Source organism: Schaalia odontolytica (assembly GCF_002847525.1).
Taxonomy (GTDB): Bacteria; Actinomycetota; Actinomycetes; order Actinomycetales; family Actinomycetaceae; genus Pauljensenia; species Pauljensenia odontolytica_B.
On the sequence record NZ_PKKM01000004.1, the window covers coordinates 41638 to 57174 of the forward strand.

Genomic DNA, 15537 nt, shown 5'->3' on the forward strand with positions numbered 1-15537 from the left:
GAGCGCCCTAGTTTATGGTGCGGATCGAACCGGTCACAGCGCTGATGCCCTCGGTGCCGACGTTCCAGGTGGTACTCATGCGTCCCACCGCCGTATCTGCGGAGATCACCAGGGCAGCCTGAATGGGGGTGTCCGCACTCATCTGGCTGGCTGAATCGGGGAGGCTCACCAGGGTCGGGACGCCGGGCGCGACGTAGATCGTGCGTCCTCCCACGCGCACGGCGACGGCGCCCGGGGTCGAGGCTGAGGTGCCGCTCGACTGCGCTTCCTGCGAGGCGCCCGACTGGGATGCGCCTGACTGGGAGGTCACGGGCGAGGGCGAGGCCCAGATGTCGGGTGTTGCGCTCGGTCCGGGCTGGGCCGATTGAGGCGTTTCTTCCTGGCTTGCGGCCGCGGCGGCAGCATCTGCGGGCGCGTACAGCAGGAGGCTAGCAGACGTGGCGCTCACCCCGGAGTCGGTGGCGAGCGAGGTTGCTCGGATGGGGGTCGAGGAGAGTACTGAGGTGGTCATCGCGCTCAGCTGGCTTGTTCCCGGGATCGTGGCTTCGGTGAAGGGCGTCGCGGGGCTCGCGTTGGACCGCATGATCCACGCGCTCGCACGCTGCACCCACGGAGCCCCCAGGGTGATCGTCGTCGTCTGCGCCACGACCTCGCGATCGGAGGTGACGATCAGCGCGATCGGCGAGGAGTCGCTCGATGCACCGTCGAGGGGCATTTCCAGGGTGGTTCCCTCGGCGACGGTCGCCTGGCCGCCAGGCAGGGGATGCACGCCGGTGGAGTCAGCGACGGAGACACTCACGTGCGCCTCACCCGAGGGCGACACCAGGCGCAGAAGCGACGTGCCCTTGGGATCAACACCAAGGATCGTCTGCGAGGTGGCGGGCACGACCGCGGAGGCGAGCGTGGCGCCCTGGGGAACCTCGCCGTTCATGAGAGAGGCCTGCACCCAGGCGGCGACCCCTCCCCCGTCTGCACGCACGTGTACGGCAAGGGAGTTTTCGTCGGGGAACCATCCCGCGAGAAGAACCGACACCGAGGAGGTAGCGGGGACAGTGACCTGGCGCGATGAGGCGTTCAGGGGGCCCGACGCCCCGTATCCGTCGATGCTCACGACCGAGGCCGTTGTGCCAGGATTGGACAGGATGAGCACCATGTCCGCACCGGAAATCGTCGCTCCGGTGGCGATCCACTGGGAGGTACGCGGGGCCGCGCATCCAACGGCACTCAGACCGGCGAGTTCGCCTCCGCCCTGTCCGGCGAGGGTCAGCGCCGAGGGGATGGCTCCCCCGTTGCCCGTCACAGACGCGGGTGCGGGGCTCGTGGGGGCGGATGCGAGGGAGGACCAGGTGGTCCCTGCTGCAACGTTGGTCGTCTCGAAAGGATCGACAATGCCCGAGGGGCACGCGAGGCGCACCTGCGACGGGTGAGCGCTCTGCACTGTCCCCTCGACCCGGCTCGGCGATGCGCCGACCCACATGGATGCGCCAGCCATAACAGCCACGGCGATCCCCGCGCCCGCGAGCGTCGTCAGCGAACTAATGCGGGGCTTTGTCATCTCTTCCTCCACGCGGATAGGGCGCTGGCCATGGCGACGATCAGGCATGCGGCCGCAGCAATGCGCCACGGGACAACCCACCATGCGTTGTAGGTGACGGTCAGGTGCCCCGCGGTGGGCATATCAAACGCCTGCGACCATCCGTCGGCGGCTTCGACGGGGGTCAGCGCCACGCCGTCGACCCACGCGCGCCATCCGGAGTCGGCGCGTTCAGCGAGGATGAGGGTGCCGGAAGCCTGCACATCCCCATCCACACGCAGCTGCGAGGACCCGACAGGGGTGGTGACGCCGCTGGCGGACTCAACGCGCACGCGTGCCGGTGTCAGTCCGTCGGGACGCAACCGCCAGACGGTACCGGAATTCGTATCGCCGACCTTCTCAAGCCCATCGGCTCGGTCGAGACCGGAGGTCAACGCGACGGATCCGCTCGCCCCCAGGGGCACGAGGATCGTGTCGATGTCGTGCGCGGCCAGAGTCTGAACGGTAGCGTCGTCGGGGTAGACGACCAGGGTATAGGCGGCCTGGGCGAGCGAGGCGGTGGCCGGGTCACTCAGGGTGCCCGTTGCTGCACCGTTGCGCGCCTGCGCGAGAGTGAGAGCGTGAATGGCCGGGGTCGATGCCGTGAGCGACGGGCCGTTTCCACGCCACAGCATCGCGTTGACGGTGTCGGTGGTCGGGTCGCCGTCGAGGACGAGGATGCGTCCGGCGCGCGTAGAACGCTGTGCCTGGGATGCGACGGCGGAGACGATGGGCGACGACAGAGCGGACACCGTCTCGCGCTGGGACATCGTAAAGGTCGGGATCTCATCAGCCTTGGAGCGCCCCTCGACGGCGGACACGCTCACGGCGGATCCCGATCCGAGGAGGGCGATGGCGACGAGGGCCCCCGAAGCGCGCAACACGAACGGCCTGGACGCGTCCCATGCCACACGCTGACTATCCGAGTCGGCAGGCAGCACGGACCTCGTGCGCGTCGACAGGATCACCAGCAAGCCAAAGGCGAGGGACAGCGCGGGCGATGCCCACGCGGAAGCCACCGACGCACCGGTCATGCCCACGCCAACGTGGGAGGCACCCCAGGCGAGTGCGGAGGCGATAAGAGCACAGCAGAAGGTGAGCATCGCGGCATGAGAACGCGAGCGAAGCAGGGCAACGGCCGCCAGCAGCACAGCGCCTCCACCGACGACGTACAGCGCGACTGCCTCGAGTGTGCTCGAGGGGGCAGCGGGCAGACCGATCAATGCCATCCACGAGGGGGCACGAGTGTAGGCGTGGATGCCTCCGCTCGTTGAGGCGAGCGCGGGCCATGCGGCGGGGCGCACCAGGATAGAGACATAGGTGGGCAGGAGAAGCGTCAGCGCGGGCAGGGCCACGAGAAGGCTGCGCCGGGAGCGCCACGCGAGCGCGAGCACAGCGACGGGCAGCGTCCACGGTGCACAGCAGGACAGGATGACAAGCGCGAGGCCAGCGCATCCTGCGTTGATGCCACGAGGTGCCAGGGGCGCGGGCTCAACGCCGGAGGCACCCGCCACGAGCAGAGGCTGGGGTGCGCCGGCGCAGAACGCAGCGACAACGGGCAACACGATGTGGGCGAGGGTCCCGGCAAGGACGCCGTGGGTTGCACTCAGCACCAGTGCGGGCGCGACAGCCCAGGCGAGCGAGGCGAGGAAACGCACGCGCAACGAGGCACTCAGGCTACGGCTCGGGATCCAGGCGACCATCGCGGCGAGCGGACTGGAGGCCACAAGCAGGAATGTCGCGAGCGCTCCGGGGCTGATTCCCAGCGGCGCGACGGGTGCACTCAGGAGTGCCAGCACTATCGTGAGGGGGTCCGCTCCGCCCGCATATCCGTCGCCACCAGGCACCCACGCGGACCACGCAGCGTTCCACAGCTCGGTCCAGGTCGCGGGCATGGACACCCACGCTCCACCGACGAGGCCAGCAGAGGTCCCCCACCACTGGGCGGCGGCAAGCAACGAGGTCACGAGAGCGAGGCCGAGGCAGGCGGATACGGAACGGACGCGGTATCGCCGCATCGAGGAGACGATGAGCGGATCAATGCGCTCCCCGTGCTCGTCTTCGTCGACACCGGCCGGTTCCTTGCGCAGCGAGGCGGGAGCCGTCTCGAGAGCGCGCAGGGCAGAGCGGGGAACAGTACGAGACTGGGCGGCGCGGGCACGACCGGCCAGGAGGCGCGGGGTCGCGCCGATGAGAGAGACGAGCGCTCCCATTTCAGGTAGTGCCAACGAGGCACGCCCCGTGAGAATCCGTCCCAGGGCACGCGCGGGGCTCCATACGAGGAGCCACAGGGCGAGGAAGGGAAGAAGGAAGGCAGGAACGGCCTTGCACCAGTTGTACATCTGGGCATAGCGGCGTTTACGGAACGATCCGTCGGTCGCGACGTCGCCGTCGGCGATGCCGTCCGAAACGTCACCCGTCGGCTCACTGTGCTCTGTGTCGTGGGTGGTGTCGAGGCCGGAGTAGAGGGATACGCGGGCGTGACGCACGCGGGCCTTGGGGGCGACGATCACGCGGTATCCGGCCAGGTGGAGCCTGCGCCCCAGGTCAAGTCCGTCGCCGAAGGGCCCGAGCGCGGTGTCAAATCCTCCGACGGTCTCGTAGGCCTCGGCGCTGATGAACAGGCCGGCGGTGCCGACGCCAAGAACGTCACTCGTACCGTCGTACTGTCCCTGATCAATGTCGTCGTCGCCGACGCGCTCAAGGCGACGGGCGCTCGCCGTTGCGAAGATTCCCAGTTCAAGGAGGCGAGAGCCGTCCCAGCTCATCTGTTTGACGCCGACGGCACCGACGGTCTTGCCGACGGTGGCGGCCTGGATCAGCTCGTCGAGGCACTCGGGTTCTGGGGCACTGTCCTCGTGAAGGATCCACCACCACTGTTCCGAGGTGAAAGCAGCTCCCTGGGCGCGTGCACGCTTGATGGCGTCGCCCAGGTTGCGGGCACGACCGACGCGCACGAGCTGCGCTCCCTCGGGAACTCGGTCGGCCGGGAAGGGCGTCACGTGACGCCCTGCGACGTCAATGATGGTCAACGAATGCGGGGCCACCGATTGATTCTCGATGGCCCGCACAACGGACTGAGTGAGCGGCGCGTCTCCCCTCGTGACGAGGATCGCACCGACGGAGCGCTGCGTCGGACTCAACCGGCCATACGGCGCAGGCGCCGCCTCTCGCGCTCGGACATGCCGCCCCAAATACCAAAGCGCTCGTCGTTAGCTAGCGCGTACTCGAGGCAATCCTCGCGCACCTGGCAGGCCTGACAAACAGCCTTCGCCTCGCGAGTGGAGCCACCCTTTTCAGGGAAGAACGCCTCCGGATCCGTCTGCGCACAGAGCGCGTGCTGCTGCCACGCAAGGGGGCCGTCAATGCGGGCGTACTGCGCCGCGTCGGCATCCTCGGACCACTCGAGGGGTCCGTCACCGAAGATGTTCCACATTGCGGGAGCTCCTTATAACGAATCAATCACTACGAGAATTACACGCGTGTCATTGCAGGAAGTCAAGCCGTTTCGCGATAATGAGACCTTTTCCGTAGCACTTGACCCAACGGTAAAACAATGCCCTATTTCAAGGACTTCACAGTTACTAAGTATTTGGAATGTCTAGGACCTTCGATATACTTGAAACCATGAACAATAAGTCCTTAGAAACTATGAGCAGGCTCACCCACTGTATCACAGTGATTAACGAATGGTCAGGGCCAGCGCTGACCCAATACGGCCAGGAGCGCGTTGAACTGGGAGGACCCGTGGTCAGCCGGTGGCTAGCGAAGATCGCCAACTACCTGACAAACGAACTTGCGGCCGACCTATTCGGCACAGGCGAACCAACACCGACTCGCATCTACACGACTCTTCAGCCTTGGCAGGACACCCTCTGGCAGATCGCCGCGCGGGCGATGGGATGGGAAGTTCTCGATACACGACGCCCCCTGCCCGGGGACCTTTTCGTCACCAATATTCTCGGTTCCGAAGCATCCAACGCGCTGGACGCTGGCGCGCATGTTCTCGCCCAGCCCGCCCAGTACCTCTCCTTCGCGTGGGATGGTCCCTTGGAGGGCGCAATGGACGGCCTCGCGGAAATCGCCATGCAGCCGGACGCCCTCGTCGTTGACACTCCCCCGCTGCTCGGGGCGGCCCGGGACGAGGCCCTGGCCGGCTTGCGCGCGTCGGTACCGGTTCACGGTCGGCGCGTCGCGCTGCTGTGGGACGCACGAACAGGCGCGGGACAGGTGCTGGATCAGTGGATGCAGGGGCGCTCGGTCGTCATCATTGACCCGCAGGCCGTCTCGCCGGATAATCTCCCCCAGATTCTTGCCACGGAGGACGTGGACGGAGGCCTCGTGACCTATCAGAGGTAGAAGTCACCACACGCCCAGGACGCGCGCAGCTGCGAGCTTGAGGCCCTCCATGCGGTCGCGACGGATCTGATGCCAGCGCAGGGCGAAGCGCAACCTCGAGGCGATGCCCTGTCCCTCGAGCTCGCGCAGGATGGCGCGCAGCTGGCGCGCGCGGCGCTCGTCGAATACGCCGACGTTCTGAGCGGTGCGGGCAGTCAGAATGAACTGGTTGCGATAGAAACCGCTGCGTAGCTTGGCCATGCGGGCATCGCGCGCCCCGGAGCCGGAGTTCGCACCCTGCACGTTGCCGCCGTGCTGACGGTACTCCAGGGTGGGTTCCTCTCCGATCACCCAGGTCAGGCCGATTGAGCGAGCCAGCGCGTAGACATACCAGTCATGCACGCCGATCTCGCTGTAGTCAAGGCCCCTCAGCACGCGCACGAGGGCTTCATGCGCCTGCGGACTGAAGACGTAGGTGGATCCCGGCCCCGCAGCCTCGAAGAGGAAGTCCCAGGCCCGCTGTGGCTGCGACTTGCGGATCAGGCGTCGCTCCCCCACTTCCCCGCCGGGCAGCGACTGGAAGGACGTGACATTCGAGGAGACGACGTCAGCCCCCGTCGCCTCCATGAGGGCCAGCTGAGAACTGAGTTTATCCTCGTGCCACACGTCATCCTGGTCGGTGAATGCGACGTAGGAGCCGTCGGGGACGTGCGTCATGAAAAGGTGGAGGAAGTTGCCCGTCACGCCGGGCGTACCGTCGCGCTGGGGCAGAACCGTGATCCGAGGGTCGGCAGCGGCACGCGCCTCCACGTGCTCGCGTGTTCCGTCACTCGACGCGTCATCGGACACGACGAGACGGACGTCCACGCCCACCTGGGCGAGCACGGAGTCCACCTGTTCGTCGAGCCACGCCCCGCCCTCGGCCATCCCGTTGTAGGTGGCCATGAGGACGGTGACGCGGGGACGAGGCATCGCCTCGTCTCGGGTCACGTTGCCCAAGGACTCAGTGTCCTTCGGCGGCGTACTTCGCCTCGACGGCTTCCTTGAGGGGAGCCCACCACGCCTCGTTCTCGGTGTACCAGGCGATCGTGTCGGCCAGGCCGTCGCGGAAGTTCGTGAACTGGGGTTCCCAGCCGAGCTCGTTGACAAGCTTGGAGTTGTCGATCGCGTAGCGCAGGTCGTGGCCCGGGCGGTCGTTCACGTGATCGAAATCGTCGGGGGCGTAGCCCATGAGCTCGTTGAGGATGGCGACGACGTCGCGGTTGTTCGTCTCACCGTCTGCGCCGATCAGGTAGGTCTCGCCGATGCGGCCCTTCATGAGGATGTCCCACACGGCAGTATTGTGGTCGCGCACATGGATCCAGTCGCGCACGTTCAGGCCGTCGCCGTACAGGCGGGGGCGCACGCCACGCAGGCGGTTCGTGATCATGCGGGGAATGAACTTCTCGATGTGCTGGTACGGGCCGTAGTTGTTCGAGCAGTTCGAGATCGTCGCCTCGACGCCGAAAGAACGCACCCACGCGCGGACCAGCAGGTCCGAGCCAGCCTTGGACGAGGAGTAGGGCGAGGAGGGGTTGTAGGGCGTGGTGGGCGTGAACTTCGCGGGATCGTCCAGCTCGAGGTCACCGTAGACCTCGTCCGTGGAGATGTGGTGGAAGCGGACCTTGTGGCGGCGCACGGCCTCCAGCAGGGTGAAAGTGCCCACCAGGTTGGTCTGGATGAAGGGCGAGGGGTCCAGGAGGGAGTTGTCGTTATGCGACTCCGCGGCGAAGTGCACGACCGCATCGGCACCAGCCACAACGCCGTCGACGAGGTCGGCGTCCGCAATGTCGCCCTCGACGACGGTCAGGCGGGCGGCGAGCTCGGCGGGCACGTCAGTGAGGGACGCGCGGTTGCCCGCGTAAGTGAACTTATCCAGGACGACGACATCGACGTCCGGGTGGTCCTCCAGCAGCGTGTGAACGAAATTCGCTCCGATGAATCCGGCACCGCCGGTCACAACGATCTTCATGAGGTCTTCTCCTTTGCGCGCCCGCGGGCGTCCGAGGGTGCTACTCACCCGATTCCTGACCCTATTATGCCGTAGTTCTCACGCATTCCCCGCCACTGACTTCCACTTCCCCGTCGGATACGTCACTATTCGCCACGCTGGAGGTCCCCTGAAGGGCCGCACGGCGCTGATAGATTGGACGTATCCCCCAACAGAAACGGACCACTCGTGACTCGTCTCGTCCCCTCGCTCGCACTGCTCGCCCTGTGCGCCCTAGCCACGGCCTCGTGCTCCCCACTCGAGGACACCCAGAGCGCTCAGTCGACGCCCGCGGCCTCCGTTTCCCCGGGGGACCCCGGCCAGCCATCCAATTCGGCGATGCCGACCCTGCACGCCGCCTCCCCCGGCTGCGCGGCAATGGATGAGATCTTCTCCGAGGCTCTCAACGGTTCCGAGACCGGCCAGGCCTACAGGTCCCTGGCGGCCAAGCGCTCGGGGGAAACGAACGCGGAGGAGCGTCACCGCGCGTGGGAGGCATTCGCGGCCGCCTTCAAGAACGACTACTCCGACCGCCTCACCCAGGCGGCCACGGATGAGACCTCCAAGCAGGCCCTCGCAGCCCTCGCGGTCTACGTCGAGCGCAACGCAGCCCTCGACTCCGGCGCGATCCCCGAGTTCGCCGATCAGCAGGGAGCCGAGGAGGCACTCAAGCGCGGTGAAAAGCCCGAGGTGAACCCCGCCTACACCCAGGCCCTCGCCGAGGCCACGAGCGCCCACGCCACCCTGACGAGCTGCATGCCTCACTGGCCCGTCGTTTTCTAGGCTCTGCGCGGCTTCGCGCCCGCCGGTCCACGCACGGACTCGTGTACATTAGACGTACCTATCCCGGACAGATTGGCTCATTTCATGGCACGTGCGCTCGTCGACCAGATCGCCTCCGCGCGGGAACGATTCGTCTCTACCGCAGCGCGGCCCCTGGCCTTTGTCCTTCTCACCCTCGGCATCCTCGCGGTGGCCACGGGGTGGATCTTCGCCTCTCCTCCGGGCGCTTCCCCCGATGATGACTACCACCTCGTCTCCACGTGGTGCCCGCGTCCCATCGAGTCCACGGGCTGCGGGACGACCACAATTGACGGCGACCTGTACGTCTTGGCCCCCGTGACCACCTCCCACGCGCAGTGCGAGGCCTTCAGCCCCGACAAATCGCACAAGTGCATCAGGAAATACTCGGACGACACGATGGCCCCGTCGTACCGATACAACGACGGCCAGTACCCCTACGGCTTCTACCAGTTCCACCACCTCTTCGCGGGCCACAGCGTGGAGCACTCCGTGTGGATCATGCGTTCGATCAACGTCGGCATCGCCATGGCGCTCATCGGAGCGGTCTGCGCGCTGTCAACCCGCGAGGTACGCCGCGCGACCGCGCTGGCCGCGCTCATCGCGTGGACACCGATGGGCCTGTACTTCATCGCCTCCAACAACCCCTCGTCCTGGGCGATTACGGGTGTGTTCACCTACGGCGCGGCTCTCTACGGCGCACTGAACGCGCAGGGCTGGCGTCGCTGGACGCTCCTGGGCGTGGCGACCCTTGCCTCCCTCCTGTGCTACGGCTCGCGTGGCGATGCGGCCTTCTACGTCTTCGTAGCATCGCTCGGCATTCTCATCCTGGCAGCCCACCGCCGTCACCTGCCAGAGATCGCTATCGCGGCGGTCCTGAGCGCCATCGGCATCTGGTGCATGCTCGGATCCGGCCAGTCCGGCCAGATCGCACGCTCCGAGGCCTCGGTGACCCTGAGTGATCGCATCGAGGTCGCGATCATGAACATCCGCTACCTGCCGGAGTACTTCGCGGGCTTCATCGGATTGAACTCCGGCCCCGGCTGGCGCGACACTCCCCTGCCCGGATACACGACGATCCTCGGCCTCCTCGTCCTGGGAGCGGTCCTCTTCTACGGCGCCCGTACCATGAGCCTGCGTAAGGCCCTGGCGGCCTTCATGGTGTTCGGGGCGATGGCCGGCATCCCGCTGCTGATCGCAACGCCGACCGCGTTCCCCAACCTCGGTGGCTACCACTCCCGCTACGCCTTGCCGCTGCTCGGCACGTGGCTGCTCATCTGGCTATCCTGCGTGGTCAAGAAGTCCTCAATAACCCGAGGCCAGATCGTCATGTTCGTGTTCTTCCTGAGCGTCGTCGACGCCGTCGCGATGCACACGACGATCGCCCGCTACGTCCGAGGACTCCTCGAGATTCGCCACATCGGATGGATCGCACCGGGTAACCTGAATGGTGACATCCAGTGGTGGTGGGCCGACATGCCGCTCAGCCCGATGGCCCTGTGGGGCCTGGCCTCGCTGGGATATGCACTTGCCCTGGCGAGCGCCATCTACCTGCTGCGGAACCGCCAGGTGGAGGCGTCCGCCTCGACCGCTCCGACCGAAGAGGAAGAAACTGCATGAGCGCAACAGTCACCGTCGTCGTGCGCACGCGTAATCGCCCGGCGATGCTTACCCGTGCCCTCGCATCGATTGCTTCTCAGACCTTCGACGACTACGAGGTCGTCATCGTTAACGACGCCGGCGACGAGGCCGAGGTTCGTTCGATCGTCAAGAAGCAGAAGAGCGCCGTTCGTTCGAAGATCACGATCGTCACGAACAAGGTCTCGAAGGGCCGCGAGGCCGCGCTCGAGTCGGGCCTGGCGGCATCGCACAACCGCTACTACGCGGTCCATGACGATGACGACTCGTGGCACCCGCACTTCCTGAAGAAGACGGTCGCCTACCTCGATGAGCATCCGAAGGCGGGCGGCGTCGCCACCCGCTGCGAGATCGTCCGCGAGCGCGTGCGCGCCGACGGCACCTGCATCGAGATCGAGCGCGAGGTCCTGTCAACGGATAACTACGGCTTGTCCCTCGTGGACATGATGGTGGAAAACTACACGCCGCCGATCTCGCAGCTGATCCGCCGCGAGGTTGCCGACCGCGTGGGCCACTGGGACGGTTCGCTGCAGACGCAGGCGGACTGGGACTTCAACCTGCGCCTGCTGGCGGACTCGCCGGTCGGCTTCATCGACGGGGAGCCTCTGGCCTACTGGCATCACCGCGACACGATGGATGCATCCCTGGGTAACTCCGTCGTCACGGACGCGTACCTGCACAAGTGGGACAACCTGCACATCCGCGACCGCTACCTGCGCGCCATGCTGGCCACCGAGGATCCCTCGTCCCCACACCTGGGTCAGGCCCTGCTGTCGGCGGAGTACTACCGCCGGATGCGCGAGGAACTCGCACGCGTGGATGGGGGTTTCCATTCGTCGCTCAACCTCGTGCACGTCGACATGCTCAATACGATGACGGCCCTGCACCAGCAGGTGCATGAGTTGCGCGAGGAGGTGACGTCGCTGCGCGCGGAGCTCGCGGCAGGCTCGCAGATCAAGCGTTCGGTGAGGAGCGCGGCGTCGAAGTCGAAGCGTGCCGCCAAGAAGCTAATGGGTCGCGGCTAGACATCGGTGCGCGCGTTGTTGCGCATGAGGCCGGGCCGGTCGCGGGTGTTCCCGTGGCCGGCCCGGCCTCATTGACGCAATGCCCGTTAGGGCAGCGGGCGCACGACGTCTGGCGTCATGCGGTCCCATCCGTATCCGGCGGTGATGTGCTGCATGCGGGCGGGGCGCCCCATCCAGTCGGTGTGAACGATCATGTCGTCGCCCAGGTAGATGGCGACGTGCGTGACGGTGCCGCTCGTCGTGTAGAAGATGAGGTCACCGCGTTGACGCTGAGCGAGGGGCACGTGCTGGAAGCGCGGGTATGCGTAGAGCTCCTGCGACGTGCGGTAGGACGGCCACGCGTGCTTGATCACATCGATGGGCTGGGGATCCAGGCCCGCGGAGTAAAGGGATTGAAGGACCAGGCCCGAGCAGTCGAATCCCTGGTCGTAGGGGCCTGCCCCTCCCCACGTGTAGGAGGAGCCGGTCTGGTTCCACGCGTACCCGATCATGGCCTCGATGCGCTCGGAGCGGGTGGCCGTCAGGGGCAGGGGCGTGGCCTGGTACTGGTCGACGGTCCACGGGTAGCCGGTGTCCATGGCATCCCAGGTGGCCTTGTCGACGACGCCGGTGACGGGTAGGCCTGCACGCTGCTGGAAGTTTTTGACGGCGGCGACGAAGGGCGCGTCGACGGAGGCGAGTTTGTTTGCATGCCACAGGCCGAGGCGTACCTGGACGATACGCACCTTGGTGCCGTTCATACCCCAGGTGAGCGTGTTGGTCGCATCCCCGAGGCTCGTGATGTGGTCGGTGGGCTGCAGGTAGCCAGCCGGGGCCTCGTACCCGCGCCACGCGCCCGAGGCGTCGAATTCGTAGCGGCGGCCGTTCAGTTCCAGGGGCGCGGTGCGCATGATGCCGGTGTCGGGGTCGAGGTAGTACCACTCTCCCCCGTCGCGCAGCCAGCCTCCCATCTGGGCGCCGTTGGACGCGAAGAAGTGCCAGCCGTCGGCCAGGCGTTCCCAGCCGGTGCGCATCGCGCCCGACGATCCCAGGTAATACCACGTACCGTCCACGGGCGTCAGGCCCGTGCGCATCACGCCGCTGTTCGGGTCGAGGTAATACCACTGGCCCCCGTCACGCAGCCAGCCTCCCATCTGGGCGCCGCTGGACGCGAAGTAATGCCACCCGTCGGCCAGAGCCACCCAGCCGGTACGCATCGCACCCGAGGAGTCCAGGTAGTACCATGTGCCGTCCACGCCGGTCATACCCGTACGCATGACGCCGCTGGCGGGATCCAGGTAGTACCAGGAGCCGCCTTCCCTCAGCCAGCCGCCAACGAGCGCTCCGGAGGGAGCCAGGAAGAACCAATCGGCACCGTCACGAAACCAGCCGGTGGCCATGTAGCCACTGTCGTAGAAGAAGTAGCGCGCACCCCCAATCCGCACCCACTCGGAAGCCGGGTACGATCCATCGACGCGCCGCCACCACCAGCCGACCGAGTCACGCATCCAGGTGCCCCGTCCGGTCTCGTCCTGCGCGCCCATCGTCGGGGGTTCGTCACTCTCCGACGAGGCCGGGGCCGCCCGGTCCTCGTCGCTCGCGCTGGGGGTGGCGGGCTCGAGCGCGTCCGTGGTCTCGGGGCTAGGCAAGGCCGACGGCGCGGCGGGAGAGCCGGACTGGGCCGCGGTGGAGCTCTCTGCTGCGGACTGCGGCGCGGCCTCGTCCCCGGCGTCGGCGCGGGCCTGCGCGGGCAGGGCGATGAGCGCGAGGGTTAAGACGGCGGTGAGGGCGCGAGCGATCGCGCGGCGGGCGAGTGTGGGCGTCGGTGCCATGACAGTGCCTTGTCGCTGGAGAACAGTTCTCCTATAAGTGTAGGGCACTCATCACACTGCGCGGGTGCCTTTGAGTCGTCAACTCGACAAAAAGCCGGGGCCCGGCGGCATCACACCGCTGGGCCCCGGCCTCGAACGTTGATGCGTCCGTCAGTCCTCGTTCTCGAGCGCGTCGGCCTGCTGGGCCTGCATGCGCGCGAGGTGCTCGTAGTCGGCGGCGCCGCGCCTGGGCACGTCGCGCATGGGGCGCGCGGGCGTCAGGTCCATGAACGACGCTCCCAGGTTCACCAGGCCGCCGGACTCCATGCCAGGGCCGGGCAGGACGTCGAAGCGGCGGGCCTTTTGCAGCGCGTCGATAACGCTGGTCATGTCCTGGTTCTGGATGGCCGCAGAAATCGTGTACGCGCCCGGGTTGAAGGTCAGACGCGGAATGTCGATGTCGAGGTGACCGGTGCCCGGCTCGATCGAGGTCGGGACGTAGCAGGCGTCCATACCGTGCAGGCCCCACACGAAGACGCCCTCGCGGGTGTCGATGGAGGCGCCGAAGACCGGGGACTCGATACGCTCGTTCGCGCGGTAGTGCAGGCGCAGGCGCACGGGATCACCCGGGTACACGAGCGACGTAGGCTCGCCGGAGGCGTTCAGCAGCTCGATGCGTTCGATCATGGCCTCGCCGCTGCCGAATCGCGTGCCTCCGCCCTCGACCTCGACGGCGTGGTGGGCGACGTCGGAGTAGGTGTCGATGACCTCGGCGGCAGCGCCCACGTCAACGAGCGTGCCGTGGTCCAGCCAGGCGGCCTGGTCGCAGAAGGTGCGCATCTGCTCGAGGCCGTGGGACACGACGACGACCGTGCGCCCCTGGTCCTTGAGCTGGGCGAACTTGTCCATGCACTTGTTCTGGAATTCCATGTCGCCCACGGCCAGGACCTCGTCGACGAGGAGGATGTCCGGCTCAACGTGGATGGACACGGAGAAGCCCAGGCGCACGTACATGCCGGAGGAGTAGTTCTTCACGGGCTGGTCGATGAAGCGCTCGACGCCGGAGAAGTCGATGATCGCATCCAGCTTGGAGTCGATCTCCTTCTTGCTCATGCCCAGGATCGCGCCGTTGAGGTAGATGTTCTCGCGGCCCGACAGCTCGGGGTGGAAGCCGGAGCCGACCTCGAGCATGGCGGCCATGCGTCCCGTCGAGGAGATCGTTCCTCTGTCCGGAGTGAGGATCTTCGCGATGCACTTGAGCAGCGTCGACTTGCCCGAACCGTTGTGTCCGAGCAGGCCGAAGGTCTTGCCCTGCGGGATCTCGAAGGAGACGTCGTCGAGAGCCCAGAACTCCTCGAACTGTGCGCGCGAACGCTGCAGGAACGCGCCCTTGAGGGACTGGTTGCGGTTCTTGTAGATGCGGAAGCGCTTGGAGACGCCCTCCACCGAAATCGCGTTCGTCATCAGAGTTCCTCCACGATTCGTGCCGAGAAGCGGCGGAAGATCAGCGAGCCGAGGCCAAAGATGCCGAAGGCCCAGGCGGCGCAGCCGAGCCACACCTGCCAGGACGGCATCGCGAAGCCGTACAGCGTCGAGCGGTAGGCCTCAAGGAAGAGCTCGGCGGGGTTGAGGCGGAAGATCGTGACGATTGGAAGCGGCTCGCCGCCCCACGTCCAGCCCTTGGCTGCCAGGTCGGTCTGGACCTTGTTGAGCATCGACAGGGAGAAGACGACGCCGGAGGCGTACATCCAGATCTGGTTGAAGATCTGCCACAGGTGCGAGATATCGCGGAAGTAGACCGAGGCAACCGACAGGATGAGGCCCATGCCGATCACGAAGAGCATCGCGAGCAGCGTGATGACGATGACCGCGGGGATCATGAGCAGCACGCCGGGGCCGCCGGCGATGCACATGATGAGGATGATGACGCCCAGCTCGAAGGCAAAGTCGTAGGCCAGGGCCAGCACCGAGGAGTAGATGAGGACCTGACGCGGGAAGTAGACCTTGGTGAGCAGGCCGGAATTACCCACGAGAGAATCCATGCCGCGCTGGATACCGCTCGACATGAAGTTCCAGGCGATGACGCCCACGCCGATCCACAGCGCGAAGGAGGACAGCCCCGAGTTCACGCCCTTGTCGGCCTCGCCGCGGAAGACGACACCGAAGATCAGCGCGTACACGGCGATCGTGGCGATCGGGTTGATGAAGGACCACAGGCGGCCGAGCGCGGTGCCCTTGAACTCCGAGGAGATCGAGCGCTGCGCCATGCGCACCGTCAGGTCAATGACCCGTTTCGTCTCAGACACGGCTACTCCCATCGCTTCTGTCGTGGTCAGGAAATCT

The 15537-nt window shown here is 66.5% G+C and carries 12 protein-coding genes; 4 read left to right on the forward strand and 8 right to left on the reverse strand.

Annotated features, from left to right (window positions below; genetic code table 11):
* Positions 1-7: 7 nt before the first annotated feature.
* The 3 genes from CYJ22_RS03360 to CYJ22_RS03370 are packed head-to-tail and all read right to left on the reverse strand — an operon-like array spanning position 8 to position 5009.
* Positions 8-1555, reverse strand: a complete 1548-nt coding sequence (locus CYJ22_RS03360; RefSeq protein WP_101601092.1) for a DUF5719 family protein — start codon at positions 1553-1555, stop codon at positions 8-10.
* Positions 1552-4716: a glycosyltransferase gene (locus CYJ22_RS03365; RefSeq protein ID WP_101601094.1), complete on the reverse strand. Its 3165-nt coding sequence runs from the start codon at positions 4714-4716 to the stop codon at positions 1552-1554. The genes CYJ22_RS03360 and CYJ22_RS03365 overlap by 4 nt, the downstream gene beginning before the upstream one ends.
* Positions 4713-5009, reverse strand: a complete 297-nt coding sequence (locus tag CYJ22_RS03370; protein ID WP_009054857.1) for a WhiB family transcriptional regulator — start codon at positions 5007-5009, stop codon at positions 4713-4715. The genes CYJ22_RS03365 and CYJ22_RS03370 overlap by 4 nt, the downstream gene beginning before the upstream one ends.
* A 311-nt stretch (positions 5010-5320) precedes the next feature.
* Between CYJ22_RS03370 and CYJ22_RS03375 the strand changes: the two genes are divergently transcribed.
* Positions 5321-5932 (forward strand): hypothetical protein, encoded by a 612-nt coding sequence (locus CYJ22_RS03375; RefSeq protein WP_009054794.1) that lies wholly within the window; start codon positions 5321-5323, stop codon positions 5930-5932.
* 3 nt (positions 5933-5935) lie between these two features.
* Here CYJ22_RS03375 and CYJ22_RS03380 read toward each other — a convergent pair whose 3' ends face one another.
* Together CYJ22_RS03380 and rfbB are read right to left on the reverse strand one after the other, a co-directional pair.
* On the reverse strand, positions 5936-6910 hold the full coding sequence (locus CYJ22_RS03380) for a glycosyltransferase family 2 protein (protein WP_101601096.1): 975 nt from the start codon (positions 6908-6910) through the stop codon (positions 5936-5938).
* A gap of 4 nt (positions 6911-6914) precedes the next feature.
* The gene (gene rfbB, locus CYJ22_RS03385; RefSeq protein ID WP_009054855.1) at positions 6915-7922 is read right to left on the reverse strand and encodes a dTDP-glucose 4,6-dehydratase; all 1008 of its coding nucleotides are present in this window, start codon (positions 7920-7922) and stop codon (positions 6915-6917) included.
* A 207-nt stretch (positions 7923-8129) separates the two neighbouring features.
* Here rfbB and CYJ22_RS03390 point away from each other — a divergent pair, with 207 nt between their 5' ends.
* The 3 genes from CYJ22_RS03390 (at position 8130) to CYJ22_RS03400 (ending at position 11404) form a co-directional block, all read left to right on the forward strand.
* Positions 8130-8723, forward strand: coding sequence for a hypothetical protein (locus tag CYJ22_RS03390; RefSeq protein ID WP_009054799.1), 594 nt, complete (start codon positions 8130-8132; stop codon positions 8721-8723).
* An 84-nt stretch (positions 8724-8807) separates the two neighbouring features.
* Entirely contained in the window at positions 8808-10361 is a 1554-nt protein-coding gene (locus CYJ22_RS03395) for a DUF2142 domain-containing protein (protein ID WP_101601099.1), read from the forward strand.
* Positions 10358-11404: a glycosyltransferase family 2 protein gene (locus CYJ22_RS03400; RefSeq protein ID WP_101601101.1), complete on the forward strand. Its 1047-nt coding sequence runs from the start codon at positions 10358-10360 to the stop codon at positions 11402-11404. The genes CYJ22_RS03395 and CYJ22_RS03400 overlap by 4 nt, the downstream gene beginning before the upstream one ends.
* A gap of 86 nt (positions 11405-11490) precedes the next feature.
* Here the strand turns inward: CYJ22_RS03400 and CYJ22_RS03405 are convergent, their stop codons facing one another.
* From CYJ22_RS03405 to CYJ22_RS03415, 3 genes are all read right to left on the reverse strand, one after another.
* Positions 11491-13215: an NlpC/P60 family protein gene (locus CYJ22_RS03405; protein ID WP_101601103.1), complete on the reverse strand. Its 1725-nt coding sequence runs from the start codon at positions 13213-13215 to the stop codon at positions 11491-11493.
* A 150-nt stretch (positions 13216-13365) separates the two neighbouring features.
* Complete coding sequence (locus CYJ22_RS03410; RefSeq protein WP_009054843.1) at positions 13366-14658, reverse strand: ABC transporter ATP-binding protein; 1293 nt, start codon at positions 14656-14658, stop codon at positions 13366-13368.
* On the reverse strand, positions 14658-15500 hold the full coding sequence (locus CYJ22_RS03415) for an ABC transporter permease (RefSeq protein WP_009054832.1): 843 nt from the start codon (positions 15498-15500) through the stop codon (positions 14658-14660). Before CYJ22_RS03415 ends, CYJ22_RS03410 begins: the two co-directional genes overlap by 1 nt.
* Positions 15501-15537 lie beyond the last annotated feature (37 nt).